The sequence below is a fragment of the Streptococcus parasanguinis genome (genome assembly GCF_032163505.1).
GTDB lineage: Bacteria > Bacillota > Bacilli > Lactobacillales > Streptococcaceae > Streptococcus > Streptococcus parasanguinis_V.
In genome coordinates, this window is sequence record NZ_CP134147.1 from 2,092,452 (window position 1) to 2,118,583 (window position 26,132).

The window sequence follows — 26,132 nt, forward strand, 5'->3', positions numbered from 1 at the left end:
GTCAATTTAAATATACTAAGATTGACGGATTGCTTCAAAAACTCCTTTGTCAATCTCAACTGGATCAGAGAATGCATCTAGAACAATCCCTCTCACTGGAAACTTTCCTATCCTTTCTGCAGTAAATAAACAGTCCGTAAAAGGTATTTGCAGCCAAGAAAAACGATCGTAATAATCTTTAGGAATATCCTGTTCCGTCAAGAAACAAGGATAAAAGTAGTCGTCTCCCTTTCGTAGAATATCCGGTTTTAGACGAACACCTTCTTGTTCGTCACTCCCATCCATTAAAGAGGCATTAAAGGGAACCCAAACTTTAGATTGCTTCAATTCCTTGAACAAAGCTTCAATTGACTCCGTCGTTTTCTCCCTCAAATACTGTTTCTTATAGTCAGAGATAGTCTTTGTGTTCTCTATTTTTTTCTTAAAGAACTGAAACACTTTCGTTCCTCCTAGAAAATCTAAATATACTGACAAACTTTTCCATCCCGATAAGCATTGTCAATCAAGCCACCGCCTAGACACTCTTCACCGTCGTAAAAGACAACAGCTTGTCCTGGTGTAATAGCTCGTTGAGGTTCTGCAAAAATCACTTCTGCCTTATCACCTTTAACGTGTACAGTTACCTTAGAATCTGGTTGACGATAGCGGAACTTAGCTGTACACTCTAATGTAAACTCTTCTGGCATATCTCGTGTAAAGTGAACTTGACTAGCCTGTAAACTTGTTGACATCAATGCTTCATGATAGAAGCCTTGACCTACATAAAGAATATTTTGACTAAGGTCTTTACCAACTACAAACCATGGCGCATTGTCTCCACCTTGTTGGCCTCCAATTCCAAGCCCACCCCGTTGACCGATTGTGTAATACATCAAACCTGCATGTTCACCCATATCTCGTCCATCAATGGTCATCATTCGACCTGGTTGGGCAGGAAGGTAATTCCCTAGAAACTCTTTGAAATTTTTTTCTCCAATAAAGCAAATTCCAGTTGAGTCTTTCTTTTTAGCTGTTGCTAATCCAGCTTCTTCAGCTAGACGGCGAACTTCAGGCTTTTCCAAATGTCCCAATGGGAACATGGTTTTTTGAAGTTGTTCTTGTGACAGCTGGCTTAAGAAATAAGTTTGGTCCTTCCCGTTGTCAACACCACGTAACATATGAACAATGCCATCCTCATCACGCGCCACGCGCGCATAGTGCCCTGTCGCTACATAATCTGCACCGAGTGTCATAGCATAATCTAAAAAGGCCTTAAATTTGATTTCCTTATTACACATGACATCCGGATTTGGTGTTCGACCAGCTCGGTATTCAGCAAGGAAATATTCAAAGACACGATCCCAGTATTCTTTCTCAAAGTTGACAGAATAGTAAGGAATGCCAATTTGGTCTGCAACCGCTGCTACATCTTTGTAATCTTCTGTAGCTGTACAGACGCCATTTTCGTCTGTGTCGTCCCAGTTTTTCATGAAGATGCCGATGACATCGTAACCCTGTTGCTTTAATAATAAAGCTGTTACAGATGAATCCACACCACCACTCATACCAACAACAACACGTGTTTTCGAGTTATCACTCATAGATTTCTCCCATCTTTTCGTTTCTCACGATTGAAGGTCGTGGTTTGCTTCAACGATTGAAGGTCGTTTTGAGCAGTTACCATTTTAACACGCTTTATATTAGAAAACAAGCATCTTACTATTCTTTTTGTTGATCAGGATCGATGGGTTTACAAGTCTGTAAATTTAAAAAGAGTCCTATTCAAGAACTCTTTTTAAACGAATTTAATACCAGCCATTTGCCAACCAGAAATTTTTAGCTGCTGACCATGATCCATAACGGTTGACAACATATTGATTGGCTACTTTTTCTTGGTTTGCAGGTGATAAATCACCATTCAAATAAGTGATAGTTAATTGGTAACGGCCATAATATTGGCCATTTTGTGCTGTATAGCTACCACTTGACTCTTTCTGAGCAATCCATTCCTTAGCAGCCGCGTCTTCCGCACTCAAGCCATCTGAAGCAGAGACAGTAGTTGTTGCTTGTGTAGTATCAGTTTTACTAGCAGGAGCTTGCTCCGTGGTTTTCTGCGTTGTATTTGCATCTTCAATCTCAAGAACTTGACCAACTGAGATGAGATTCACGTTACTAATCTTATTTTTCTTAGCAATCGCATCAACCGTTGTGTTTTTCTCTTTAGCAATAGCTGATAAAGTATCACCTGATTTTACAGTATAAGAATCTGCATTCGCTACAATTGGAAGGAAAAGTCCTGCAAGTAAACTAAGTCCAATCATTCGTTTCATCATTTGTTTTTTATTCATTATTATGTACTCCTTTATTGGTATACCTCTATACTACACAAGAAATATTTCATATTTATTGAAATTATATGTCAAATATTTCAGTCAGATGTTAGAAATACTAAAAATCCAGGATAATATAAATGCTTTAAGCCCCCTTTAAGATTTCTCAGATATTTCGGGAAAAATAGAAGAAATCATCAGCCATATCTGATATAATGAAGTAAAGTGATCACAAAGGAGCAGAGCATGAACTCTTTAAAATTCCAATCAGTTTTTGATATTATTGGACCTGTGATGATCGGCCCATCCAGTAGTCACACTGCAGGTGCTGTTCGAATTGGTAAAATTGTTTCTTCTATCTTTGGAGAGGAACCAAAAGAAGTTGAGTTCCAATTATTTAATTCCTTCGCCAAAACCTATCGTGGTCATGGAACAGATTTAGCCTTAGTAGCGGGCATCTTAGGAATGGACACAGATGATCCTAGAATCCCAGATAGTCTAAAAATTGCACATGAACGAGGCATTCGGATTGTTTGGTCTATTCAAAAAGAAAGCAATGCTCCTCACCCAAACACAACAACCATTACTGTTAAAAATGATCATAAAACGATTTCTGTCACTGGAATCTCAATTGGTGGTGGGAACATACAGGTTACTGAGTTAAATGGCTTTGCTATCTCGCTAAATATGAATACTCCAACCATTATCATTGTTCACCAGGACGTCCCTGGAATGATCGCTCATGTGACAGAAGCTCTTTCTCGCTATGATATTAACATTGCGCAAATGAATGTGACGCGGGAAAAAGCTGGAGAAAAAGCGATTATGATTATAGAAGTTGACTCAAGGAGTTGTGAAGCAGCGATCGAAGATATCCGTAAAATTCCTCATCTTCATAATGTCAACTTTTTCAAATAAGGAGTTCATATGTTTTATTCAATTGTAGACCTCGTAGAACAAGCAAGCACGCAATACCAAGGAAACGTCGCAGAGTTAATGATTGCAACTGAATTTGAACTAACTGGTCGTGAACGAGAAGAAGTCCTACGATTAATGACCCGTAATTTAGAAGTGATGATTGATTCTGTAAAGTTAGGGTTAAATGAAAACCACTCTCGTAGTGGGTTAACTGGTGGGGATGCCGCAAAATTAGATCGCTATATCAAATTAGGAAAAACGTTATCTGACTTGACCGTCCTAACTGCAGCGAAGAATGCTATTGCTGTCAACGAACACAATGCTAAGATGGGACTGGTCTGCGCAACACCCACTGCAGGATCTGCTGGCTGCCTTCCCGCAGTTCTCACTGCAGCAACTCAAAAATTAGGGTTAAACCGTCAGCAACAATTAGATTTTCTACTGACAGCTGGAGCTTTTGGTTTAGTGATCGCCAATAATGCTTCTATTTCAGGCGCAGAAGGTGGTTGTCAGGCAGAAGTCGGTTCTGCTTCAGCTATGAGTGCGGCTGCATTGACACTAGCTGCTGGAGGAACTCCTTATCAAGCGAGTCAAGCTGTCTGTTTTGTCATCAAAAACATGCTTGGGCTCATTTGTGATCCAGTAGCTGGACTCGTGGAAGTTCCATGTGTTAAACGGAACGCAATGGGAGCTAGCTATGCCTTCATTGCTGCTGATATGGCTTTAGCAGGCATTGAATCAAAAATTCCTGTCGATGAAGTGATTGACGCCATGTACCAAGTTGGTTCTAGTCTTCCGACTGCCTTTAGAGAAACAGCTGAAGGAGGATTGGCAGCAACACCAACCGGACGTAGATTACAAAAAGAGATATTTGGAGAATAGCATGCAAGCCTTATTTTTTGATTTAGATGGAACATTAGTTGACAGTTCCAAGGGAATTACAGAGAGCTTTCAACATACATTCGATACTTTGAAGGTTCCTCAACCCGATCTCAAAACTATCCGTAGTTTTATGGGACCACCTTTGATTTCTAGTTTTGAAGCTACCCTTCCTGAAACTTTAGTAGATCAAGCCGTAACTATCTACCGCCAGTATTATCATGAAAAAGGTCAATACAAATCAACTCTGTTTCCTCAGATAGTAGAAGCTTTGAAAGCATTACAAGACGAAAACATTCCTCTTTATGTAACTACTTCAAAACATGAACCAGTTGCTTTACAGATGTGTCAAGATTTAGGTATCGATAAATACTTTAAAGGAATTTATGGATCAAATTCAGATCGTATCCACAAAGCCGATGTCATTCGATACGCCTTGTCAATCAATGACCTTCCAAAAGAGGAGACAGTGATTATTGGAGACACAAAATTTGACCTCATTGGAGGTCAAGCAGTTGGCATAAAAACCATGGCCGTCACTTGGGGATTTGGAGATCTTGAAGATCTACTTCTCTACTCACCAGATTTTATTTGTCACTCTCCACTTGATATTCTTGAGACATTAAAAAAATAGGTTTACAAATTGTAAACCTATTTTTTAATAACCCCAAGCTGATAAACCTTGTGAGCTATATGCATTGTATGCAGCCTGGATTTGATCATCAACTGTTGCAGTTGAACCCCAACCTGGCATTGTTTGGAACAAGCCACTGGCACCAGAAGCATTTGCTGCATTTACTTGACCATTTGATTCACGGGCAATAATTGCTTCCCAAGTAGAAGCAGGTACACCAGTCATTTCAGCCATACGAGCAGCTGCATAAGATCCTTGTTCCCCAGCAGTATTCCCATTTGATAGAACAATTCCACCATTTGTTGATTGTGCAGAAGTCACTGCAGCATTTGCTGCATAAGTTGTTTGTTTTTGAGCAGTTTGTGCTGTTGCAGTTGCTGTAGGTGCACTTTCAGCAGGTTTTGCTTGCTCTTGTGGAGCAACTTTATCAATCATAGATTTAGAACGCTCACCTAACTCAATAATTTGTCCTGCATAGATCAAATCTTCATTAGTCAGATTGTTAGATGCAATAATATTTTCTACTGAAGTGTTATTTTCTAGTGCAATTTTTGATAGAGTATCTCCAGACTTCACTTCGTAAGTTTCAGCATTCACTGTAGCAATACCAGAAATGAAAAGTGATGCTGCTGAAAGTAGGGAAGTGACTGTCCATTGGAACTTTTTACTGTTCATGAATTCTATTCTCCTTTCGAACATAATTCTATCATACACACAAAATGTTACAGTTTATTGTAGAATATATTACAAATGTTACAAGAATATGTGAATTTAATGTAAAAAGCGCTTTGTATAGCGCTTTTTCCTTATTTTTGAACCAATACAACTAGCTCTATCCATTTTTTAGATAAAAAACTATCAACATGAGACACAGAATAACGAGCAATGCTAGGGTATCTTTTACCCCCCACTGCAGAGTCCGATAGCGTGTTCGTCCCTCACCGCCTTTGTACCCTCTCGCTTCCATCGCAATTGCTAATGCATCTGCGCGTTTAAAACTTGAGGCAAACAAAGGAATGAGGATTGGAATAAAGGAACGGATCCTTTTTAATAGATTTCCTTCACCAAAATCAACACCACGCGCCCTTTGCGCATTCATGATTCGATTCGTATCATCTACTAAGGTTGGAACAAAGCGCAAACTCATAGATAACATTAACCCAATCTCATGGGCCGGAACCTTAATAATTTTTAGTGGTGTGAGGATCTTTTCAACAGCATCTGCTAAACTCAATGGTGTCGTCGTCACGGTTAAAATCGTCGAATAAAAAATGATTAAAATAAATCTACAAAATATGATGGCGGCTTGCATCAATCCTTGGTCGGTTAATTTAAAAAACCACCATTGATACAAAATAGTTCCTTGAGAGGTCGCAAATAATTGAAAAATAGTTGTAAAAGCAATGATAAAAATCATTGATTTTAAGCCTTTAATATAAAAACTAACCGAAATCCTCGTTAGATACATTAAAACAAAAATAAAACCAAAGAGAAGAACATTTGTCTGGAGATTATTTGCCCAAAACAGAAGAAATATGAATAAAAACATTGAGAGCAACTTCCCACGAGGATCTAGTTGGTGGATAATGGAGTTTCCAGGAATATACCTTCCTAAAATCATATTATTCATGAAGTAACAGCTCCTTTAGTTCCTCAATTTTGATTGGTAGTCTGTCCAGAGGAAGTCCTCTTCGTTTCAATTGAAGCGCAAAATTCGTAATTTGAGGGACTCCTAATTGAAGTTTTTGTAAATACTCAACCTGTTGAAACACTTCCCTTGGGGATCCGTTTAGGACAAGTTTTCCCGCTTCTAAAGCAAATACGGTATCAGCAAAATTTGCTACATCATCCATCGTATGAGTTACCAGAACTAGGGTCATCCCATTTTTATGTAATGTCTCAAACAGCGCCATCAATTCCTTTCTTCCAGCAGGATCTAGCCCTGCTGTCGGCTCGTCCAATACTAAAATCTCTGGTTCGATAGCTAAAATACCCGCGATCGCAACCCGTCTCATCTGTCCACCAGATAGTTCAAATGGACTTTTATCATAGATAGACTCTTCTAAACCAACGATCGCTAATTTTTCTTTGGCTATTTCCTCCGCTTTATCCTTAGGTACCCCAAAATTTTGTGGTCCAAAGGCTACATCAGCTAGAACAGTTTCCGCAAATAGCTGACTTTCTGGAAATTGAAAAACCAAACCGACTTTTTTTCTCAGGTACTTCATTTCTTTTGGCTCAGAATGATTATCTAAAACAAAATCTTCAAATTGAATCGTTCCTTTAGTCGGACGCAGTAAACCATTTAGTAATTGCAACAAAGTAGACTTGCCACTACCAGTATGCCCGATAATGGCTGTATAAGATCCATCTTTTATTTCCAAACTAATATCAGAAAGCGCCTGCCCTTCAAAAGGACTTCCCTCTTGATAAGTATAATAGACATTCTTTAAAGAGATTCCCATAGTTGGTCTAATAACTCACTTTCTGTTAGATAGTCCTGCTTTAGCGGAAAATGCGAGCTGAGAGATTCTTGGACCTGCTTACTAAAAGGCTTATCTAATCCAATCTCATTGAGGTCATTTCTTGAAAACAATTCCCGCGGCGTCATAGAAGACTCTAGTTTTCCCTTTTGAAACACGAGTGTTCGATCACTTAAGGCAATTTCGGTTAAATCATGGGTAATGGAGATAATTGTTAATTGAAATTTTTTTTGAAGTTCTCTCATTACCGCCATTAGATCCTCTCTACCTTCTGGATCTAACATACTAGTTGCTTCATCAAGGATAATAATAGTTGGTCTCAAGGCGATAATACCTGCTATAGCCACCCGTTGCTTTTGACCACCTGACAAACGAGATGGTTCGCGATCTTTAAACTCCAGCACACCAACTTGCTCAATAGCCTTCTCCACACGTTGAAGCATTTCTTCCCGTGGAATTCCTTGATTTTCTAAACCAAAGGCAACATCATCTTCTACTGTCGCACCAACAAATTGGTTATCAGGATTCTGAAATACAATCCCAATTTTACTACGGATTTCCCATATAGTTTCACGAGTCAGTTGTTTTCCATCAACGTAAATCTCACCAGACTCAGCTTCCAAAAGACCATCAATCAGACGTACAACTGTAGATTTCCCACTACCATTATGTCCAACAATCGAAAGCCACTCTCCTTGTTTCACGTGAAACGAAACCGTGTCAATTTGATACTCTTCTACTGTTTTATCGTATCGAAAGGATACATTTTTTAGCTCAATCATCTGTTTCATTTATTTAAATGTGTCTTTAAAGAGATAGCTACTTCCCTTAAAGTAGTCGTAACCAGAATAAATTGTGAAAATCAAAGCAATATAAAGCAACACTTGCCCTGGAAGAGTCCAATGGCAAAGCAAAAAGATAATGGCAAACATTTGGCTAAAGGTTTTAATTTTTCCTGGCATGGCTGCAGCAAGAACTGTACCACCTGTCTCAACAAGTAGAAGACGCAAACCAGTAACAGCTAACTCACGACAAATGATAACGGCTGCAATCCAAGCAGGAACCATTTTTAATTCAATCATCATGATAAAAGCTGACATGACCAATAATTTATCTGCCATTGGATCCGCAAATTTACCAAAATTACTAACTACATTCCATTTTCGTGCAAGAAAGCCATCTAAATAATCTGTAATACTAGCAATTGCAAAAATAACTGCCGCTACAATATGTCCTAAGTAAGAGTGACTTAAACTTAAAATGGCAATAAAAATAGGAATCATCACAACCCGAATTAATGTCAATGCATTAGGAATATTTTCTTTTTTCATACTTCCTCCAAAAAATAAACTATCTTTACATCTATTTTACAGATGCTGTAAACTCATAAAAATATACGATATAAATCACAAAGCCAAGGATGGTAAAACTAACTAGTAGATAATACAGGATTGGTAACCAGCTCGCTTTCTGTCTTAATTTTCTTGAATGAAGCTCTTCGTCATCTACAAGTATTTCTTCATCAAATAACAATTCTTTTCCTTCACGAAAAGCTGTCAATAGGATGGACTCATCTAATCCCAAAGCCCATGCTAACTTTTTAAGATAGATCTGAGCGTAAAAGGGACTCGGTAATAGATCAAACTCATCGTTTTCCAACGCTTCTATATAAGGAATTTCAATAGCTGTCTTATTTGACACATCCTGTAAACTTAAGTGTAAATTTACTCTTGACAGTCTTAACACTTGACCAATCGTTCTCTTCTTCATGTTTTCCCTTCTTGATACATTGTTTACTACTTTTGAAAAATCATATAGTCAACCATCTCAGCCTGGTCGATGAACTGACGCCCTAATTTGATGATATCTTGTAAACTAATACCTTGTAAAATCTTTGGAAGATCATAAGAAGTGCTACCGTCTGAAAAATATTCAAACTGAGTGGCACTATACTCAAGCGAATTTAAACCTTGTAAGAAATCACCAAACATTTCGCTTTTAATCGTATCCAAATGTTCTTGATTCACATCTGGATCCTTCTCAAATTGTTTGATCGCTGATCTAAATTGATGAGATAAGGACACCGGTTCTTGAGTATCCATTGTCAAAATAACGAAATGAAATAATTCCTCAACCTCGACTTCAAGTGTCAATGAGTTGTCAATCTTCCCAGCTTCATATAAACTTTGAAACCGTTGCGAAGTCCAACCAAACATCATCGAAAACAGTAATTTCAACATCAATTTATAACGAAATTTTTCCTCTTCCTTAATGATATCATTTCCTCGAATTCCAATTGCCAACTTAGGAGTAGCAACTTCCATTCTACAAGATTGATTCAATCTTACTTCATTTTTTTCTACAGGAAAACGTTCTAACTCCACAGATGGATGAAGAGGAACTCGATCATATTTCTTTACTACTTGCAATACTTCATCAACATCAAAGTTTCCGATCACTAATAAGTGCATTTGAGAGGGATGATAGAATAGGTCAAAGTTTTCACGGAGATTGTCTATTGTAATGTTAGAAATAGAATCCCTCGTCCCAGCAATATCGTCTGCTAAAGGTGTTCCAGGATATAAATTTTCTAACGCACCAAAAAATAATCGATAGTCTGGGCTATCTTGGTACATTCCAATTTCTTGTTGAATGATTTCTCTTTCCTTAGATACAGATTTTTCTGTAAAGGAAGCCTTTGAAACCATCTCCAATAACAATTGAATATTTTCAGTGACTTTTGAAGTTGTTGAGAAAAGATAACTTGTCTTTGTAAAGCTTGTAAAGGCATTGCTTTCCGATCCTAAATGAACGAATTTTTTTAAATAATCTTGACCATTTTCATCTTCAAATACTTTATGTTCTAGAAAATGAGCAATTCCTGCAGGATATTGTCGTTCATCCCCATTCACTAGAATTCGTGTATCCACTGAGCCAAACTTAGTTGTGATGATTCCATAGGTTTCATAATAATCTTCTTTGGGAATTAAATGAATAGTCAACCCATTTGACAAGCGTGTAAAGTAAACTTGCTCGCCAACTGATTCATAATATTTTTCTTTAATTTTCAATCTTTACACTACTTTCCTTCCATAAAATAAACAGACTGTAAATTAATTGTTTTTGCCACTTCAATAATTTCTTCTCTACTAACCTTATCGATGGACTCTAACCACTCTTCTAAAGAAAGGACTTTCGTTCCTAGGATCGTTTTCAGATATTCCCTTTCAATCAAGGTATTTTGCCGATCCTGTGCTAATAAGGTCGTATTCACCAACATTTCTTTTGTCAATTGAAGCTCTGACTCTGTAAACTTGCCTCGTTTTAAATCATTCAACTGTCGCATAATCAAGGTCATTACTTTCGTACGAGATTCCTTATCAATACCTGCAAAAACCCTCATGAAGCCTGTAAAAATATCAAAATGGCTTGAGATAGTATAAGCAAGGCCTTCTTTCTCACGTATTATTTGAAAAAGTCTCGAATGCGAGAAAGCTCCCAGCATCCCATTTAATACAACTAGAGGGATATGGAGAGATTCTCCATACTGGGTAGAAAAATGATAACCTAATTCTAAAATAGATTGTTGGTTTTGTTTTTGCTCTAACTTTTCTCTTACAACATTTGTAAAAGGTTGTTGATAGGTGACAGACAAATTGTTATCACGTGGCTTGAATTCAAACTGGTTCACTCGATCCACAATAGCGACCTCATTAAAGTCACCTATGAAAAAGAAGTCAATGTTATCTAATTGGAGCATCTGATGAAACTGTTCAAGAGAACTTTGAGCTGTTTCTTGTCTCACTAAATCAACTTTCCCCAATCTTGACATCCCGATTGTTTCGTCTTCAAAAAATAGTTGATTCAATTTCCCATGTGCATAATAATAAGGCTCTTCAATTTCTGACTCCAAATCGGAAATCGTATTTTTCTTTTCAACGTCAAATGTATCACTGTCAAAGTGATCTTCTACTACCAAAGGTGAAAAGAAGATAGTTTCTATAATGTCCAAAACCTCATCAGTAAGAACATTTTTCTTGCTCAAAAAGTCATCGCGCACAAAGGAAATATTCAAATCAACATAATGAACACGACCCCTCTTAGAGACTGAGGTGGACAATTCTACCCCGTATAGACTCGCTAATTTTTCACGGAATAATTGTGAAGTTGGATATTTTTGATTTGCAGTTTCCATCATACAGGCTACTAAAACACGCGCAGCCACGGTATTTTCATCTAATGGCGATGAAAAACGGACCTTAATTTTATTGGTTTTAAATTTTTTTGATTGAAGAAAGTGAAGATTCACGCCCTTTACTAATTCCATTTTCATCCTCGTTCTACTCAATAGTAACTTTCATTATAACACGAAATCACACTAAAATCCTAATTCAAACTGTGAAAAAACTCCTCAAATCACTCAACATTCTCTACCCTAGAAAAACTAAAAATATGGTATAATAACACGCAAAGAGGTGAACTATGAATTACAAATTATTTGATGACTTTATTACATTACAAGCAATCTTAAAAGAACTCGGTATTATACAGAGTGGTGGTGCAATCAAAGCCTTTCTTCAAGAAAAAGAAGTCTTTGTTAATGGTGAATTAGAACAACGGAGAGGCCGTAAACTTCGTGTCAATGATCAAATTGACATTCCTGAACTGAACATGACTATCACCATTCTTGAACCTTCTCAAGAAGAAATAGAAGAGCATCTTAAAGAAAAGGAAGAAAAGGAACGTGTTGCTAAACTTGTCAAGCAACTCAATCAACAACAAAAAAAACAACCGAAAAAGACTAACAAAAAAGAAAAAGCAATTCGCTTTCCTGGTATCTCCTAATGTGGTTAAAACAGTTATCCATTCAACATTTTCGTAATTATCAAGAACTTGAAGTCGAGTTTCATCCTGGATTAAATATTTTCCTAGGTCAAAATGCTCAAGGAAAGACCAATATTCTCGAATCAATTTATTTTCTAGCTTTAACCAGAAGTCATCGAACACGAAATGATAGAGATCTCATCTATTTTGAATCCACCGATTTTAAAGTTTCTGGTCAATTACAAAGAGAAACTGGTCCCCTTCCATTAGAAATTTCCTTAACACCAAAAGGTCGGATAACTAAGGTAAATCATTTGAAACAAGCCAAATTATCGAACTATATTGGCCATATGAATGTTGTCCTTTTCGCACCCGAAGATTTGCAACTGATCAAAGGATCACCTGCAGGACGTCGAAAGTTTATTGACATTGAATTAGGTCAGATGAAACCTCTCTATTTATCCGACTTATCTCAATACAACCATGTACTGAAACAAAGAAACAGTTATCTAAAAAATTCAGAAAAAATTGATGCTACATTTTTGGAGGTCTTAGATTCACAACTAGCTAGTTTTGGAAGTCGCGTCATCCATCATCGGCTTGAGTTTATTAAAAAATTAGAAGCTAAAGCAAAAGAAAAACACACTCGACTTTCTGACAACAAAGAAGACCTATCGATTCAATATCAGTCAACTGTTTTTTCTGAAGAAGGAAATGATATAGAAGAGCAGTTTCTCTCTATGTTGGAAAAAAACCGTCAGAAGGATATTTTTAGGAAAACAACAAGTATTGGGCCTCACAGGGATGATTTGGCATTTTTTATCAATAATATGAATGCTACCTTTGGTAGTCAAGGCCAGCATCGAAGTGTTGTTCTCTCTCTAAAATTAGCAGAAATCGAATTGATGGAAGAAATCACAAGAGAAAAGCCTATTTTATTACTTGACGATGTCATGAGCGAACTTGACAATTATCGTCAACTTCAACTACTTGAAACCATCTCTAATAATATTCAAACATTTATTACAACGACCACTCTTGATCATTTAAAAGAACTGCCTGAAGAGTTGAAATTTTTTACTGTTCAAGCCGGTCATATCAAAACAGCATCTTGACAATACTGTCAAGATGCTGTTATTTTTTATTTACAAATGTGTAAATTTATTGTGCCGAGTAGTTAGGCGCCTCGTTTGTAATTTGTACATCATGAGGATGGCTTTCTTTCAATCCGGCACCACTCATTTCAACAAATTGTGCATGATCATGTAAATCTTGAATGGTTGCTGCACCAACATAACCCATACCTGAACGAATACCACCGATCATTTGGAAGACCATATCTGCTACAGAACCTTTATAAGCAACGCGTCCTTCAATTCCTTCAGGGACTAATTTATTGGCTTCATTGACAGATCCTTGGAAGTAACGGTCGCTAGAACCTTTCTTCATTGCTGCAATAGATCCCATACCACGGTATGTTTTAAATTTACGACCTTGGAAGATTTCTGTTTCACCTGGTGCTTCATCTGTACCTGCAAGCATTGAGCCAAGCATAACCGCATTTCCACCAGCTGCGAGTGCTTTGACAATATCTCCTGAATACTTGATACCACCATCAGCAATGATCGTTTTTCCATATTCACGAGCTACAGCGGCTGCATCATAAATAGCAGTCACTTGAGGAACACCAACCCCTGCTACAACACGAGTTGTACAGATAGAACCTGGTCCAATTCCGACTTTAACAACGTCTACCCCTGCATCAAATAACGCACGAGCGCCTTCAGCTGTTGCAATATTTCCAGCGATCAAGGTACGATTTGGAAAATGAGCACGAATTTCTGCAATTTTACGAAGAACCCCAGCAGAATGTCCATGAGCAGTATCGATAACAATTGCGTCTGCACCTGCTTCAAAAAGGGCTTCTGCACGTTCAAAGGTATCCGAAGTAACCCCTACAGCACCAGCTACAAGCAAACGACCAAATTCATCCTTAGCCGCATTTGGAAACTCAATAACTTTTTCAATATCTTTGATTGTAATCAAGCCAGAAAGACGACCATTTTCATCTACCAATGGTAATTTTTCAATACGGTGCTCTTGTAGAATACGCTCAGCTGTTTCCAAATCAGTACCAACTGGTGCAGTCACCAAATTTTCACTTGTCATGTGATTTGAAATAGGTTGATTGTAATCAGAAATAAAGCGCAAGTCACGATTGGTAAGAATACCAACTAATTTACGATTTTCAAGTGTTTCAACAACTGGAACACCACTGATGCGGTATCGTCCCATGAGCTCATTTGCTTCTAAAATTGTATGAGATGGGGTCAAATAGAAAGGATCAATAATAACACCATTTTCAGAACGTTTCACCTTCCGTACTTCATCTGCCTGTTGCTCAATTGACATATTTTTATGGATCACACCAAGTCCACCAGCACGTGCCATTGCAATTGCCATTTGACTTTCTGTCACTGTATCCATTGCGGCAGTAATGATTGGGATGTTCAAGCGTAAATTACTTGCTAATTGTGTACTTAAATCTGCATCATTAGGCAATACGTGACTTTCTGCTGGAATCAAAAGCACGTCATCGAATGTAAACCCTTTTTTTAAAAACTTTGTATCCCAATTAGACATTAGATGGATCCTCTTTTCTTTTTATTGAGCAAGGCTCGAATTTTTATTGTTAATATCATACCATTCTATCGCAATTTGTCAATCATTTATTGGTAAATTATCAATGAACAGTAAAGAAATGTTCGCTATTAATGAAGTCGTTTTATTTTTTAAAATAGGTAATTCCCATCGCAGATTTTACTTCATCCAGTGTTTGAGCTGCTACATTTCGAGCACGCTCACTTCCTTTTTCAAGAATAGAGTATACTTCCCCCATATCCTTTGCAAACTCAAGGCGTTTTTCACGAATTGGTCTTAATTCACGATCTAAAATTTCTAAAAGATATCGTTTGGTCTTTACATCACCAAGTCCACCACGTTGATAATGTTCTTTCATTTCTGCAATTTCAGCTGCATCTTCTGGACGGCCAAATACATCCAGGTAATGAAATACCATATTCCCTTCGATTTTTCCTGGATCCTCTACTTTAATATGATCCGGATCAGTATACATACTCATCACTTTTTTCTTTAAAGTATCTGCATCATCAGCTAGATAAATTCCATTATTCAACGATTTAGACATTTTAGCATTTCCATCTAAACCAGGTAAGCGACCAGCTCCCTCATTTTCAGGATAAATTCCTTCTGGTTCGACCAAAGCATCTGTGTTGTATGCATGGTTAAAGGAACGAACAATCTCACGAGTTTGTTCAATCATTGGTTTTTGGTCATTTCCTACTGGAACAAAATTTGCTTTAAATGCTGTAATATCAGCTGCTTGTGAAATAGGGTATACCAAAAATCCTGTTGGAATACTCTCACCAAAACCTTTTTGAGAAATCTCAGTTTTTACAGTTGGGTTTCTTTCAAGTCGTGCCAAAGATACCAGATTCATATAATACATAGTCAATTCTGCCAATTCAGGAATCTGACTTTGAATGAAAATCGTAACCTTTTCAGGATCCAATCCTGCAGCAAGATAATCTAAAGCAACATTTCCAATAGATTCTACAATCGTTTTTGGATCTTTTGCATGGTCTGTCAAAGCTTGCTGGTCTGCTAGGAAAACAAACATATTATACTCGTCTTTATTTTGTAGCAAGACGCGATTTTTTAAAGAACCTACATAGTGGCCAATATGAAGTTTTCCTGTTGGTCTATCTCCTGTCAAAATGATGGGTTTTGTCATACTCTTCTCCTTAATCGTTATCCCTATCATTATAGCACTTTCTAGTTGAAAATGTTAGTCTTCCCTCTATGTTTGTGACGAAATTACACTTTACTATCTTGTCAACTAAATTTACAAAATTGTAAAAATAAATTGACACTAAAAAAGTTGAATTTTCCCCTATTTTCTAGTAAAATGAAGACATTATAGAAAGAGGAGAATATCATTGCTTACAGTATCAGACGTCTCACTACGTTTTAGTGATCGAAAATTGTTTGACGATGTCAATATCAACTTTACAGAAGGAAATACATACGGTCTTATCGGTGCCAATGGTGCTGGAAAATCAACCTTTTTAAAAATTTTAGCTGGAGATATTGAACCAACAACTGGTCATATTTCTCTTGGTCCTGATGAACGTTTGTCCGTTTTGCGTCAAAATCACTTTGACTATGAAGACGAACGGGTCATCGATGTTGTCATTATGGGAAATGAAAAGCTCTACAACATTATGAAAGAGAAAGATGCTATCTACATGAAAGAAGATTTCTCTGATGAAGATGGCGTCCGTGCAGCTGAACTTGAAGGTGAATTTGCCGAACTTGGTGGATGGGAAGCAGAAAGTGAAGCATCTCAATTGCTTCAAAATCTAAATATTTCAGAAGACCTTCATTATCAAACTATGAGCGAGTTAGCCAATGGGGATAAAGTGAAAGTTCTCTTAGCTAAAGCCCTTTTTGGTAAACCAGATGTCCTTCTTTTGGACGAGCCGACCAATGGATTGGATATTCAATCCATTACCTGGTTAGAAGATTTTCTGATTGATTTTGAAAATACGGTTATCGTTGTATCCCATGACCGCCACTTTTTGAATAAAGTCTGCACCCATATGGCGGATCTCGACTTTGGAAAAATTAAACTTTACGTCGGAAACTATGATTTCTGGAAAGAATCTTCTGAACTTGCAGCAAAATTACAAGCAGATAGAAATGCAAAAGCTGAAGAAAAAATTAAACAATTGCAAGAGTTTGTCGCACGTTTCTCAGCCAACGCTTCAAAATCAAAACAAGCAACTTCGCGTAAAAAAATGCTTGACAAGATTGAACTTGAAGAAATTGTTCCATCTAGTCGGAAGTACCCATTTATCAACTTTAAGGCAGAACGAGAAATTGGTAACGATCTCTTGACAGTTGAAAATCTTTCTGTCAAGATTGATGGTGAAACTATCCTTGACAATATCAGCTTTATCTTACGTCCTGGTGACAAAACCGCCCTTATCGGACAGAACGATATTCAAACAACCGCTTTGATCCGTGCATTGATGGATGATATTGAATATGAAGGAACTGTCAAGTGGGGAGTTACAACTAGTCGATCATATCTACCAAAAGACAACAGTCGTGATTTTGCAGGTGGTGAAAGTATTCTTGATTGGCTTCGTCAATTTGCAAGTAAAGAAGAAGATGACAATACTTTCCTTCGTGGTTTCTTAGGACGGATGCTCTTTTCGGGTGACGAAGTTAACAAGTCTGTCAACGTCTTGTCAGGGGGAGAAAAAGTTCGTGTCATGTTGTCTAAATTGATGCTCCTCAAGTCAAATGTTCTTGTACTGGATGATCCAACCAATCACTTGGATTTGGAGTCTATTTCAAGTTTGAATGATGGATTGAAGAATTTTAAAGAATCGATTATCTTTGCTAGCCATGACCACGAATTCATTCAAACACTCGCCAACCATATTATCGTTCTTTCAAAAAACGGCGTAATCGATCGTATTGATGAAACCTATGATGAGTTTCTTGAAAATGAAGAAGTTCAAGCAAAAGTGAAAGAACTTTGGAGTCAATCATAAAAATAAAGAGCCCTGAAATAATGATTTCAGGCTCTTTCAGTAGAAATATATGAATAAAACAAAGCTAAAAACATCCCTTTTTATAGTATCTTCTTTCCTGATTCCAGCTATCATGATGTTCTTTATTTACCTCTCACAAGGAATCTACTGGAACAGTGATACATCCCCCTTATTAGGAGATGGTTATCATCAGTATGTCATTTTTGATACCACACTTCGAAATATTTTACATGGGACAGATAGCCTATTTTACAGTTTCCAAAGTGGATTAGGCATTAATTTCTATGCACTCAGTAGCTATTATCTAGGAAGTTTCTTTTCTCCTCTTGTCTACTTCTTTAATGCACAATCCATGCCAGATGCTGTTTATCTCATCACTCTTCTTAAATTTGGAGCTATTGGATTAAGCACTTATATTAGTTTGCATGGAATGTTTTCTAAAATTCCTAGATTCCTGGTTCTTACCCTTTCAACATCATTTGCTCTTATGAGCTTTGCTATCAGCCAAATTGAAATCAAAACTTGGCTAGATGTTTTTATCCTAGCACCATTAATTCTTTATGGATTCAAAAAACTCATTTACAATGAGGGAGAGATTCTCTACTTTATCAGCTTAACCAGCTTGTTTATCCAAAATTATTATTTTGGGTTTATGATGTCTATTTTTCTTATTTTATGGTACTTGACACAACTGTCATGGGACATCAAAGGAATTGGAAAACGCTTCTTTCATTTTGTGATTGTATCTCTTTTATCAGTTATAACAAGCCTTGTGATGTTATATCCAACCTTCTTAGATTTACGCACTCATGGAGAAAGTTTTTCAAAGGTTGACAGTATCTTTACAGAAAAAAGTTGGTATCTTGACGTATTTGCGAAAAATTTCATTGGAAGTTTTGACACTACTAAATATGGATCAATTCCAATGATCTACGTGGGATTATTTCCACTTCTATTAGCGATCACCTTTTTCTTTGTAAAGTCGATCAAGTTTCACGTGAAACTTTCTTACTTTATACTCTTGATCATTCTTATTTTGAGTTTTCGTTTTCAATTATTAGATCTCCTTTGGCAAGGTATGCACGCGCCAAATATGTTTCTTCATCGATACTCTTGGATCTTTTCTTTGACGATTATTCTGATGGCAGGAGAAGTACTAAATCGAATAGAGGAGATCACTTGGATTCGTTTTAGTCTTGCTAATTTCCTCCTTATTCTAGGATTTGGAGCAACTGTCCTTTACAGCAGTCACTATAAATTTTTAGATGCTGTCAATTTTATTGTTACTTTTGAATTTTTAATTGCTTTCTATTTGGTCTGTTTAGGATTTATCCTAAAAAAGATACCGCCTAGACTTTTCTATCTTTCGATCCTTTTTTTCTCCATTTTTGAATTATCGGTAAATAGTTATTATCAAATGGAAGGAATTGCGAATGAATGGATCTTTGCTTCTCGGTCATCCTACGAACGCGACTTAAAAGCCATCCAATCCTTAGTAAGAGAGAAGACAGACTCAAATTATCGGACTGAGATTCTACATCCACAAACGGGCAATGATAGCATGAAGTATGGTTATAATGGAATTTCTCAATTTTCATCTGTACGAAATACGGATGCTAGCTCGACATTGGACAAACTAGGATTTAAATCTGAAGGAACTAACCTCAATCTTCGATACCAAAACAATTCTATTTTAATGGATAGTCTATTTGGTGTTCGCTATAATTTAAGCCAACAACCTGTTCAAAAATTTGGATTTAAAGAGATTGCAACCAAAAATGGAGTCTCACTTTCAGAAAACGAATATGCCTTACCAATCGCCTTTCTGTCAGCAAAACCTTATAAAAATACTTCCTTTACGAATTTGACACTGGATAATCAGACACGATTCATCCATCAAATCACAGATGAAAAATATAAATTTTATAAGAAATTAAATATTCTCTCGCCTACTTCACAAAATACTACATCTTCGTTGCAAACTGCAAAAATTGAAGAAGATAGTCATCTATCCTACGCAAGTATTCAATATGAAGTAACGGTTCCTGCCCATAGCCAACTATATGTCAATGTTCCAAATTTACAATTTTCAAACGATGATCGGAAAGATATTGAAATCAGCTACAATGGACAGACCCAACGCTATACCATTGATAATGCCTTTCCATTCTTTTCGATTGGCCATTTTGACACAGAGGAAACAGTTACTATTCGTTTGAGTTTTCCAGAAAATTCGACAGTCTCCTTTGATACACCAGAATTTTTTGCTCTGGATCTTGACCAATACACACAAGCTATCGCTAGCATTCGTCAGCAAGAAGTTGCTATTCACAAAAAGAAAAACAAATTGGTAGCAGCCTATAACGCAAATAGAGACACTACCCTTATTTTTACACTCCCTTATGATAAAGGCTGGTCAGCTAAACAAAATGGAAAGCCTATCCAAATTCATCGCATCCAGAAAGGATTGATGGGAGTTCGTGTTTCAAAAGGATCCGGAACAGTCACCTTAACATTTGTTCCCCAAGGCTTCATTGAAGGACTCATTGCCTTTTTCGTTGGAATCATTCTCTTTTTCCTCTACGAATGGAGACAAATAAAAAGACGAAAAAGCCAAGGAATCTAACCATCGTTCACTTATAAATAAAAGGCTAGGATAGTCATTATCCTAGCCTTTTTCAAAACAAAAAAAACACCCAAATGGGTGCTATACTAGCTCCGCCAGTAGGACTCGAACCTACGACATCATGATTAACAGTCATGCGCTACTACCAACTGAGCTATGGCGGAATGAGATATAGTCCGTACGGGATTCGAACCCGTGTTACCGCCGTGAAAAGGCGGTGTCTTAACCCCTTGACCAACGGACCATATATTCATTAACAGAACATATCCCATTATATCAAAATTTAACTAATTGTCAAGCACTAAATTCTAAATTTTGCTCTTCAATTAATTTTTTGGCACGTTTGATATTGCTTCTTGAGATTGGACAAGAATAGCCTTCTTTCAACAGTAGCTGTTTCTTTTTCTTATCCATTCCAATGATCATACTTCTATTCACGATAAAAGATTGATGGGGACTGAAATATCTCTCCTCCACATCTTTCTCCAAGACATCTGATAAACTTCCCGCAATTTCTTTTTGAAAATTTTTCCCAACTAAGTTTAATTTATAAGCCGAACCAACAGTTTCAATATAAAGAATATCCTTAAATGGAATTTTTATCTTTTTATCTTTAAAGTCATACTCAAAATAATCTGTCAAATCATCATTTCCAATTTGAATAGTCGTTAGATACTCAATACACTCCTTAATTTTTAATCTAAATAAATCTTCATTCAAATTTTTATCAATAAAATCTAAGGCAGATACTTTATAACGATAGGTAATCGAAGCAAATTCTGATTTTGTAGTAATAAAAACAATAATGGCATAAGGATTTGCTTCTCGTATTTTTTGAGCAATTTCCAGCCCACAATACTCATTGTCTTGGATATGAATATCTAGAAAATATAATTGGTGGATATCCGAATGCTGGATATAATTTTCAAATTCCGAAATTTTACCGGTAGAAATCACTTCAAGTTTAATTTCTAATTCCTTAGCAATTTCTGCAATATGTTTTTCTACCCGTATCTGTTGAGAGAGCTCATCTTCTAATAAAAAAATCTTCATTCTTGTTCGTATCCTCCAATCTTCAAAACTTGTAAAAAACGATTTCCTTGCAATTCCGTTTCTAAAAACATCGTTCCATAATTTGCTAAGATTTTTCTCACATTATTTAATCCTAGTCCTCTATTTTCTCCTTTTGTTGAATAGCCTTCTTCATATATTTTTCTAATATCAAAAGTGATTTCATTTGTTGTATTATGAATCACTAAGTAAACAATTTTTGAAATAGAGAAAATAGCAATATGAACTTTCTTTTCTTCTGCTTCTTTTGAAGCTTCCAAAGCGTTTGTCACTAGAATCCCAACGATTCTCACGATATCTAATAAATCAACTGGTAGTTGCTCGATCGGTTCACTCGTTTCAAAGGTCATTTCCACCCCAGCATCTCTTGCATCCAACCAGCCTCGAATCAAAATACTTCGTAAAGCAGAATCTTTGATATTGACCAAGTTGAATCCTGATAATGCTTCTGTATTGATCTCTTTATAACCTTTTTCCAATACTTCTCTATGGATTCTCTGTATTTCTGGAATATTTTCTTCCTCAATAGCTAATGACATAGAAATAACTAAATTTCCCAAATCATGACGAAATCCCCTAACAATAGAATAGAGACTTTGAATTTCAGCCATATACCGACTCATTTGTTGCTCAGAAAATTCTTTATACTCCAGTTCTAAATTTTTACGATACTGATCTCGCTCGATTTTCATATGGAATAAGCTGACTACAAAAGAGAAAAAACAAATCGTTGCCAACATACTCCCAAAATTTTTATATTGCGCTTGTTCACTAATCCATAAAGCAAAATTAATCACTACAAATATAGCAAAATAAACACAGATGAGTCTCTTTAAATATTTTTCAAATTCTTTCTCATAAAAAGGAGTGAAATCAAATTCAAATAGGTCAATTAACTTCAAAATGATTCCTAAAGAAAGCAAACGAATGCACATATTGTAGACAATCGAGTAAGCTGCTACAACAGCATCCCCCAATACTGAAGAGACAATTATCGTCAGAAAAGTTGCTGTTCCTTCAACCGCTAAATAAGTAAAAAAAGAATAAAAAATGGCGCACAAGCGATTCGTCCGATTGGCATAATGATAATAAGGATATAAATAAACCGGCCATAAGAGCATATTTAAATCAGAGAGTCGAATATTTGAAAATAAAGTCACATCTAAAAATACTAAGAGACTTTCAAAAAGAAGAACAAAGGTGCTCAGCAGAAAGATAAATGCAAATTGATGTTCCTGATAGATTTTTTCGTCCACTAATGCAAACGTCAGAACAATGATCCCTCCCAAGAGAAAAGACAAGATTAATGACTGAATCACACAAACTCTCCCACTTTGTTTTTTCTATTTTATTATACTCTAGTATTATTATAAAAAAATAAAATTTTATATACAAAAAATTATAATATAAAATAGCCTAAAATTAAAGGGAATCGGTAAAATTGTAATGTTTTTGTTACATGAATGAAAACTATTTTACACAATTTATATCATCTACATTTTGCACTATATAGGGATTGTTAGTTTTTTTAAAAAAAATACTCCTAATAAATCATTCCATTACTATTTATCTATAGTGAAGTATACAAAAATTAATAGATAATGAAAATTTATACATTTTTACATAATAGAAAAGATGCAGCAAAAGCTGCATCTCTCATTTGATCCCAGCAGGATTCGAACCTGCGACCGTTCGCTTAGAAGGCGAATGCTCTATCCAGCTGAGCTATGAGACCGAACTTACTTCATTTTAGCAGAAAAAGGAAGGAGCGTCAAGGTTATTTATGGTAAGGACTCCCCTGTTGAATCATGAAAGCACGATAGATTTGTTCCACCAACACTAATTTCATCAACTGATGAGGAAGAGTTAATTGACCAAAGCTCATTAATAGATTTCCTCTTTTTTTCACTTCAGGAGACAGACCAAGACTGCCTCCAATAACAAAAGTAAGGTTTGAATAACCAGATATCATAATCTGGTCAATCGTTTGACTAAATTTCTCTGAAGGAAATTGTTTTCCTTCGATGGCCAATACAATCACATATTCCTTATCTGAAATCTTAGAGAGAATTCGTTCCCCCTCTTTTTCAAGGATTTGTTGATTTTTGAGTTGACTGGCACGATCTGGAGTTTTTTCATCAACTAACTCAACCTGTTCTACTTTTGCAAATCGACCAAGCCTTTTAATATACTCCGCGATCCCATCTTTTAAGTATTTTTCTTTTAATTTTCCAACGGTTATCAATTTAATTTTCATTCCCCTATTGTAGCATAATTCTTCAATTCCACAAATAATCCACAGCTATAGAAAGAAAATCTATTCTATAAAGTCCTTTTTAAAGCCATTTCTCAACTAAATTCTACAAGTTATCCACAATTTGTGGATAACTTTAGTTATTTAAGATATAATTAAGAAAGTTTTTCTATACTCTAGACAATTTGATATCCTTAGGAGGAAAATATGAAATCTTCATCTAATTTACTGAAAAAAGTTGGAAACATAGCCCTCATTTTTGTTGTAGGTTTTCTAGGTGGGATTCTTGGAACCTTTTTAACCTTACAAACCTCTCATTCTTCTACTTCAAATACTGAAAGTAAGCAAGTACACTCAACCACTGTTAAAACAGCTTATAAAAATACAACCTCAACTAGTGAGGCCGTAGACAAGGTGAAAAATGCTGTGGTTTCTGTGATTACTTATTCTGATTCTTCGAATCAAGGGTTATTTGAAAAAGAAGAAAACTCTGACTCACAAATTTCTAGTGAAGGTTCTGGGGTCATTTATAAAAAAGAAGGAAAATATGCCTACCTTGTTACCAACACCCATGTAATCAATGGTGCTAAAAAAGTAGACATTCTTTTAGCAGATGGTAATAAAGTCCCCGGAGAAGTAGTTGGGTCAGATGTCTATTCTGATATTGCAGTCGTTCGCATCAGTGCGGATAAAGCAAAGGCAGTAGCTGAATTCGGAGATTCAAACCAATTAACGGTTGGTGAGACTGCGATTGCGATCGGTAGCCCTCTTGGAACAGATTATGCTAATTCTGTTACCCAAGGAATTATTTCCAGCCAAGGCCGCAATGTGAAATTGAAAGCCGATAATGGACAAAATATCTCTACACGCGCCTTACAAACAGACGCAGCCATCAACCCAGGAAACTCTGGAGGTCCATTAATCAATATTCAAGGACAAATCATCGGGATTACCTCAAGTAAAATTTCAAATAACGGACAAACTTCAGTAGAAGGAATGGGATTTGCAATTCCTGCAAATGATGTTGTCAATATTATCAAGCAGCTAGAAGAAAAAGGAAAAGTAGTTCGACCAGCTCTTGGAATCCAAATGATGGATTTATCCAACCTTTCAACTTCTGATTTAAGCCAATTAAAACTTCCTGAAAAAATCTCTGGAGGAGTACTAGTTCGTTCAACACTTGAAAATATGCCTGCTTCAGATAAATTGCAACGTTATGATGTCATCACAAAGATCGATGATACAGATATCGAGTCAACTGCAGATTTACAATCCGCCCTCTATTCTCACCAAATCAATGATACAATCAAGGTCACATTCTATCGTGATGGAAAACAACAAACAACTTCTATCAAGTTGACAAAATCAACTGAGGATCTGAGCGATTAACTTTCACTTTCTTGACATACTTGTAAACACACCTTTACGAATTTGTAAAGGTGTGTTATTCTATTCATAAGATGGAAAAATTAGAAAAAATAGCGGTAAAGGACATTCGAACCAATCCTTTCCAACCAAGAAAAGTATTTGATCAAGAAAAATTAGAAGAACTGGCTCAGTCAATCAAAGAAAATGGCTTAATTCAACCCATTATTGTCAGAAAATCTCCAATAATTGGTTTTGAATTGCTTGCAGGTGAAAGACGTTTTAGAGCTTCAAAAATTGCTGGATTAGAGCTTGTTCCTGCGATTATTAAAGAGTTAACGGATCAAGAAATGATGCGACAAGCCATTATTGAAAATCTTCAACGAGAAGATCTCAATCCAATTGAAGAAGCTATCTCCTACCAAAAGCTCGTTGATCATGGCTATAAGCACGACCAAATCGCTCAATTTATGGGGAAATCTAGACCCTATATCAGCAATATGCTTCGCTTGTTACATCTAGCTCCCTCTGTTCAAGAAGCAGTCATTCAAAATGATATTTCTTCGGCTCACGCGCGTGTTCTTGTTCCTCTTGATGAGGAAGAGCAGCGCTTTTGGTTGGAGCGAATCAAACAGGATCATTTAAATGTTCGAACATTAGAAAATAAGATCAGTTCAAAAAGAAAACAGAAAAATAAAAAAACAAAAGAAAATTTCCTACTAGAAGAGGAACAACGATTGAAAAAAATATTAGGAACAGATGTGACGATACACTCCTCTTCTCAAAATAAAGGAACTATCCAAATTTCTTTTTCCAGTCTTGATGAATACCAACGAATTATCAACAGCCTTAAATAAGGCTGTTATTTTTATTTTTTATATTGACAAGCTTTTCCACCATAAAAATCTTTTGTAAATAGAAGAAAAATAAGGATATTCTCTAGTTATCCCCACTTTGTGGATAACTTTTAAAAACAATGTGAATTTAAATCCACAACTTGTGGAAAAGTTTAAAACTATAATTTAATTTCATGAAATTTAGCCTGTGGAAAACTATTTTTGTTTGTGGTAGAATAGGAGTACGTATGATTTGATACAATTCAAGAAAAGGAGGGAAGTCTGATA

At 36.2% G+C, this 26,132-nt stretch carries 25 protein-coding genes and 3 tRNA genes; 9 read left to right on the forward strand and 19 right to left on the reverse strand.

Features of this window, described 5'->3' with window-relative positions; genetic code table 11:
- Positions 1 to 15: 15 nt before the first annotated feature.
- From RIN70_RS10140 to apf, 3 genes are all read right to left on the reverse strand, one after another.
- Positions 16 to 438, reverse strand: a complete 423-nt coding sequence (locus tag RIN70_RS10140; protein WP_049471774.1) for an SseB family protein — start codon at positions 436 to 438, stop codon at positions 16 to 18.
- A 20-nt stretch (positions 439 to 458) separates the two neighbouring features.
- On the reverse strand, positions 459 to 1,580 hold the full coding sequence (mnmA, locus tag RIN70_RS10145) for a tRNA 2-thiouridine(34) synthase MnmA (protein WP_023919979.1): 1,122 nt from the start codon (positions 1,578 to 1,580) through the stop codon (positions 459 to 461).
- A gap of 204 nt (positions 1,581 to 1,784) precedes the next feature.
- Positions 1,785 to 2,327, reverse strand: a complete 543-nt coding sequence (apf, locus tag RIN70_RS10150; RefSeq protein ID WP_070664944.1) for an aggregation-promoting factor — start codon at positions 2,325 to 2,327, stop codon at positions 1,785 to 1,787.
- 228 nt (positions 2,328 to 2,555) lie between these two features.
- Between apf and sdaAB the strand changes: the two genes are divergently transcribed.
- Genes sdaAB through RIN70_RS10165 form a run of 3 tightly spaced genes read left to right on the forward strand, consistent with a single transcriptional unit; the run spans position 2,556 to position 4,740 of the window.
- Positions 2,556 to 3,227: an L-serine ammonia-lyase, iron-sulfur-dependent subunit beta gene (gene sdaAB, locus RIN70_RS10155; protein WP_003002135.1), complete on the forward strand. Its 672-nt coding sequence runs from the start codon at positions 2,556 to 2,558 to the stop codon at positions 3,225 to 3,227.
- 9 nt (positions 3,228 to 3,236) lie between these two features.
- Positions 3,237 to 4,109 (forward strand): L-serine ammonia-lyase, iron-sulfur-dependent, subunit alpha, encoded by an 873-nt coding sequence (gene sdaAA, locus RIN70_RS10160; protein ID WP_272144750.1) that lies wholly within the window; start codon positions 3,237 to 3,239, stop codon positions 4,107 to 4,109.
- A 1-nt stretch (position 4,110) separates the two neighbouring features.
- The gene (locus RIN70_RS10165; RefSeq protein WP_070664942.1) at positions 4,111 to 4,740 is read left to right on the forward strand and encodes an HAD hydrolase-like protein; all 630 of its coding nucleotides are present in this window, start codon (positions 4,111 to 4,113) and stop codon (positions 4,738 to 4,740) included.
- A gap of 24 nt (positions 4,741 to 4,764) precedes the next feature.
- Here the strand turns inward: RIN70_RS10165 and RIN70_RS10170 are convergent, their stop codons facing one another.
- From RIN70_RS10170 to yfmF, 8 genes are all read right to left on the reverse strand, one after another.
- On the reverse strand, positions 4,765 to 5,415 hold the full coding sequence (locus tag RIN70_RS10170; RefSeq protein WP_003002250.1) for a LysM peptidoglycan-binding domain-containing protein: 651 nt from the start codon (positions 5,413 to 5,415) through the stop codon (positions 4,765 to 4,767).
- A 157-nt stretch (positions 5,416 to 5,572) separates the two neighbouring features.
- Entirely contained in the window at positions 5,573 to 6,370 is a 798-nt protein-coding gene (locus RIN70_RS10175; protein ID WP_045760058.1) for an energy-coupling factor transporter transmembrane component T family protein, read from the reverse strand.
- On the reverse strand, positions 6,363 to 7,205 hold the full coding sequence (locus RIN70_RS10180; RefSeq protein WP_021154152.1) for an energy-coupling factor transporter ATPase: 843 nt from the start codon (positions 7,203 to 7,205) through the stop codon (positions 6,363 to 6,365). Before RIN70_RS10180 ends, RIN70_RS10175 begins: the two co-directional genes overlap by 8 nt.
- Complete coding sequence (locus tag RIN70_RS10185) at positions 7,190 to 8,014, reverse strand: energy-coupling factor transporter ATPase (protein WP_195623333.1); 825 nt, start codon at positions 8,012 to 8,014, stop codon at positions 7,190 to 7,192. The genes RIN70_RS10180 and RIN70_RS10185 overlap by 16 nt, the downstream gene beginning before the upstream one ends.
- Positions 8,015 to 8,554 (reverse strand): CDP-diacylglycerol--glycerol-3-phosphate 3-phosphatidyltransferase, encoded by a 540-nt coding sequence (pgsA, locus tag RIN70_RS10190; protein WP_003009208.1) that lies wholly within the window; start codon positions 8,552 to 8,554, stop codon positions 8,015 to 8,017.
- Between the two features lie 31 nt (positions 8,555 to 8,585).
- Positions 8,586 to 8,993 (reverse strand): helix-turn-helix domain-containing protein, encoded by a 408-nt coding sequence (locus RIN70_RS10195; RefSeq protein ID WP_195623331.1) that lies wholly within the window; start codon positions 8,991 to 8,993, stop codon positions 8,586 to 8,588.
- 26 nt (positions 8,994 to 9,019) lie between these two features.
- On the reverse strand, positions 9,020 to 10,294 hold the full coding sequence (yfmH, locus tag RIN70_RS10200) for an EF-P 5-aminopentanol modification-associated protein YfmH (RefSeq protein ID WP_272144743.1): 1,275 nt from the start codon (positions 10,292 to 10,294) through the stop codon (positions 9,020 to 9,022).
- An 8-nt stretch (positions 10,295 to 10,302) separates the two neighbouring features.
- On the reverse strand, positions 10,303 to 11,550 hold the full coding sequence (gene yfmF, locus RIN70_RS10205; RefSeq protein ID WP_272144797.1) for an EF-P 5-aminopentanol modification-associated protein YfmF: 1,248 nt from the start codon (positions 11,548 to 11,550) through the stop codon (positions 10,303 to 10,305).
- A gap of 155 nt (positions 11,551 to 11,705) precedes the next feature.
- Here yfmF and yaaA point away from each other — a divergent pair, with 155 nt between their 5' ends.
- Together yaaA and recF are read left to right on the forward strand one after the other, a co-directional pair.
- Positions 11,706 to 12,068 carry a S4 domain-containing protein YaaA gene (gene yaaA, locus RIN70_RS10210; protein ID WP_254728702.1) on the forward strand — a complete coding sequence of 121 codons (363 nt, stop codon included), beginning with the start codon at positions 11,706 to 11,708 and terminating at the stop codon, positions 12,066 to 12,068.
- Positions 12,068 to 13,162, forward strand: coding sequence for a DNA replication/repair protein RecF (recF, locus tag RIN70_RS10215; protein ID WP_272144739.1), 1,095 nt, complete (start codon positions 12,068 to 12,070; stop codon positions 13,160 to 13,162). The genes yaaA and recF overlap by 1 nt, the downstream gene beginning before the upstream one ends.
- 46 nt (positions 13,163 to 13,208) lie before the next feature.
- On the opposite strand, the gene guaB is transcribed toward recF, so the two are convergent.
- Positions 13,209 to 14,690, reverse strand: coding sequence for an IMP dehydrogenase (gene guaB / locus RIN70_RS10220; RefSeq protein ID WP_070589899.1), 1,482 nt, complete (start codon positions 14,688 to 14,690; stop codon positions 13,209 to 13,211).
- A 142-nt stretch (positions 14,691 to 14,832) separates the two neighbouring features.
- Positions 14,833 to 15,861, reverse strand: coding sequence for a tryptophan--tRNA ligase (gene trpS / locus RIN70_RS10225; protein WP_070589902.1), 1,029 nt, complete (start codon positions 15,859 to 15,861; stop codon positions 14,833 to 14,835).
- A gap of 205 nt (positions 15,862 to 16,066) precedes the next feature.
- Between trpS and RIN70_RS10230 the strand changes: the two genes are divergently transcribed.
- Both RIN70_RS10230 and RIN70_RS10235 read left to right on the forward strand, forming a co-directional pair.
- On the forward strand, positions 16,067 to 17,692 hold the full coding sequence (locus RIN70_RS10230; protein ID WP_049486042.1) for an ATP-binding cassette domain-containing protein: 1,626 nt from the start codon (positions 16,067 to 16,069) through the stop codon (positions 17,690 to 17,692).
- Positions 17,693 to 17,741: 49 nt separating this feature from the next.
- Positions 17,742 to 20,318, forward strand: coding sequence for a YfhO family protein (locus tag RIN70_RS10235; protein ID WP_070664934.1), 2,577 nt, complete (start codon positions 17,742 to 17,744; stop codon positions 20,316 to 20,318).
- Between the two features lie 90 nt (positions 20,319 to 20,408).
- Here the strand turns inward: RIN70_RS10235 and RIN70_RS10240 are convergent.
- From RIN70_RS10240 to rlmH, 6 genes are all read right to left on the reverse strand, one after another.
- Positions 20,409 to 20,482 (reverse strand) — tRNA-Asn (locus RIN70_RS10240).
- An 8-nt stretch (positions 20,483 to 20,490) separates the two neighbouring features.
- Positions 20,491 to 20,562: transfer RNA gene (locus RIN70_RS10245), tRNA-Glu, on the reverse strand.
- A gap of 50 nt (positions 20,563 to 20,612) precedes the next feature.
- Complete coding sequence (locus RIN70_RS10250; RefSeq protein ID WP_003009229.1) at positions 20,613 to 21,371, reverse strand: response regulator transcription factor; 759 nt, start codon at positions 21,369 to 21,371, stop codon at positions 20,613 to 20,615.
- A complete protein-coding gene (locus tag RIN70_RS10255) occupies positions 21,368 to 22,708 on the reverse strand; it encodes a sensor histidine kinase (protein ID WP_049473259.1) in 1,341 nt (446 codons plus the stop codon). The genes RIN70_RS10250 and RIN70_RS10255 overlap by 4 nt, the downstream gene beginning before the upstream one ends.
- Positions 22,709 to 23,050: 342 nt before the next feature.
- A tRNA-Arg gene (locus RIN70_RS10260) sits at positions 23,051 to 23,124 on the reverse strand.
- Positions 23,125 to 23,166: 42 nt separating this feature from the next.
- A complete protein-coding gene (gene rlmH, locus RIN70_RS10265) occupies positions 23,167 to 23,646 on the reverse strand; it encodes a 23S rRNA (pseudouridine(1915)-N(3))-methyltransferase RlmH (RefSeq protein ID WP_272144733.1) in 480 nt (159 codons plus the stop codon).
- A gap of 204 nt (positions 23,647 to 23,850) precedes the next feature.
- On the opposite strand from rlmH, the gene RIN70_RS10270 reads away from it, so the two are divergent.
- Positions 23,851 to 25,032 carry a serine protease HtrA gene (locus RIN70_RS10270; protein ID WP_272144731.1) on the forward strand — a complete coding sequence of 394 codons (1,182 nt, stop codon included), beginning with the start codon at positions 23,851 to 23,853 and terminating at the stop codon, positions 25,030 to 25,032.
- Positions 25,033 to 25,103: 71 nt separating this feature from the next.
- Entirely contained in the window at positions 25,104 to 25,865 is a 762-nt protein-coding gene (locus RIN70_RS10275; protein ID WP_070594308.1) for a ParB/RepB/Spo0J family partition protein, read from the forward strand.
- Positions 25,866 to 26,132: the final 267 nt, after the last annotated feature.

Excerpts from the sequence above, each read along its gene's own strand:
- mnmA (WP_023919979.1), bottom strand. The coding sequence starts at position 1,580 with ATGAGTGATAACTCGAAAACACGTGTTGTTGTTGGTATGAGTGGTGGT.
- apf (WP_070664944.1), bottom strand. The coding sequence starts at position 2,327 with ATGAATAAAAAACAAATGATGAAACGAATGATTGGACTTAGTTTACTT.
- sdaAB (WP_003002135.1), top strand. The coding sequence starts at position 2,556 with ATGAACTCTTTAAAATTCCAATCAGTTTTTGATATTATTGGACCTGTG.
- sdaAA (WP_272144750.1), top strand. The coding sequence starts at position 3,237 with ATGTTTTATTCAATTGTAGACCTCGTAGAACAAGCAAGCACGCAATAC.
- RIN70_RS10165 (WP_070664942.1), top strand. The coding sequence starts at position 4,111 with ATGCAAGCCTTATTTTTTGATTTAGATGGAACATTAGTTGACAGTTCC.
- RIN70_RS10170 (WP_003002250.1), bottom strand. The coding sequence starts at position 5,415 with ATGAACAGTAAAAAGTTCCAATGGACAGTCACTTCCCTACTTTCAGCA.
- RIN70_RS10175 (WP_045760058.1), bottom strand. The coding sequence starts at position 6,370 with ATGAATAATATGATTTTAGGAAGGTATATTCCTGGAAACTCCATTATC.
- RIN70_RS10180 (WP_021154152.1), bottom strand. The coding sequence starts at position 7,205 with ATGGGAATCTCTTTAAAGAATGTCTATTATACTTATCAAGAGGGAAGT.
- RIN70_RS10185 (WP_195623333.1), bottom strand. The coding sequence starts at position 8,014 with ATGAAACAGATGATTGAGCTAAAAAATGTATCCTTTCGATACGATAAA.
- pgsA (WP_003009208.1), bottom strand. The coding sequence starts at position 8,554 with ATGAAAAAAGAAAATATTCCTAATGCATTGACATTAATTCGGGTTGTG.
- RIN70_RS10195 (WP_195623331.1), bottom strand. The coding sequence starts at position 8,993 with ATGAAGAAGAGAACGATTGGTCAAGTGTTAAGACTGTCAAGAGTAAAT.
- yfmF (WP_272144797.1), bottom strand. The coding sequence starts at position 11,550 with ATGGAATTAGTAAAGGGCGTGAATCTTCACTTTCTTCAATCAAAAAAA.
- yaaA (WP_254728702.1), top strand. The coding sequence starts at position 11,706 with ATGAATTACAAATTATTTGATGACTTTATTACATTACAAGCAATCTTA.
- recF (WP_272144739.1), top strand. The coding sequence starts at position 12,068 with ATGTGGTTAAAACAGTTATCCATTCAACATTTTCGTAATTATCAAGAA.
- guaB (WP_070589899.1), bottom strand. The coding sequence starts at position 14,690 with ATGTCTAATTGGGATACAAAGTTTTTAAAAAAAGGGTTTACATTCGAT.
- trpS (WP_070589902.1), bottom strand. The coding sequence starts at position 15,861 with ATGACAAAACCCATCATTTTGACAGGAGATAGACCAACAGGAAAACTT.
- RIN70_RS10235 (WP_070664934.1), top strand. The coding sequence starts at position 17,742 with ATGAATAAAACAAAGCTAAAAACATCCCTTTTTATAGTATCTTCTTTC.
- RIN70_RS10250 (WP_003009229.1), bottom strand. The coding sequence starts at position 21,371 with ATGAAGATTTTTTTATTAGAAGATGAGCTCTCTCAACAGATACGGGTA.
- rlmH (WP_272144733.1), bottom strand. The coding sequence starts at position 23,646 with ATGAAAATTAAATTGATAACCGTTGGAAAATTAAAAGAAAAATACTTA.
- RIN70_RS10270 (WP_272144731.1), top strand. The coding sequence starts at position 23,851 with ATGAAATCTTCATCTAATTTACTGAAAAAAGTTGGAAACATAGCCCTC.
- RIN70_RS10275 (WP_070594308.1), top strand. The coding sequence starts at position 25,104 with ATGGAAAAATTAGAAAAAATAGCGGTAAAGGACATTCGAACCAATCCT.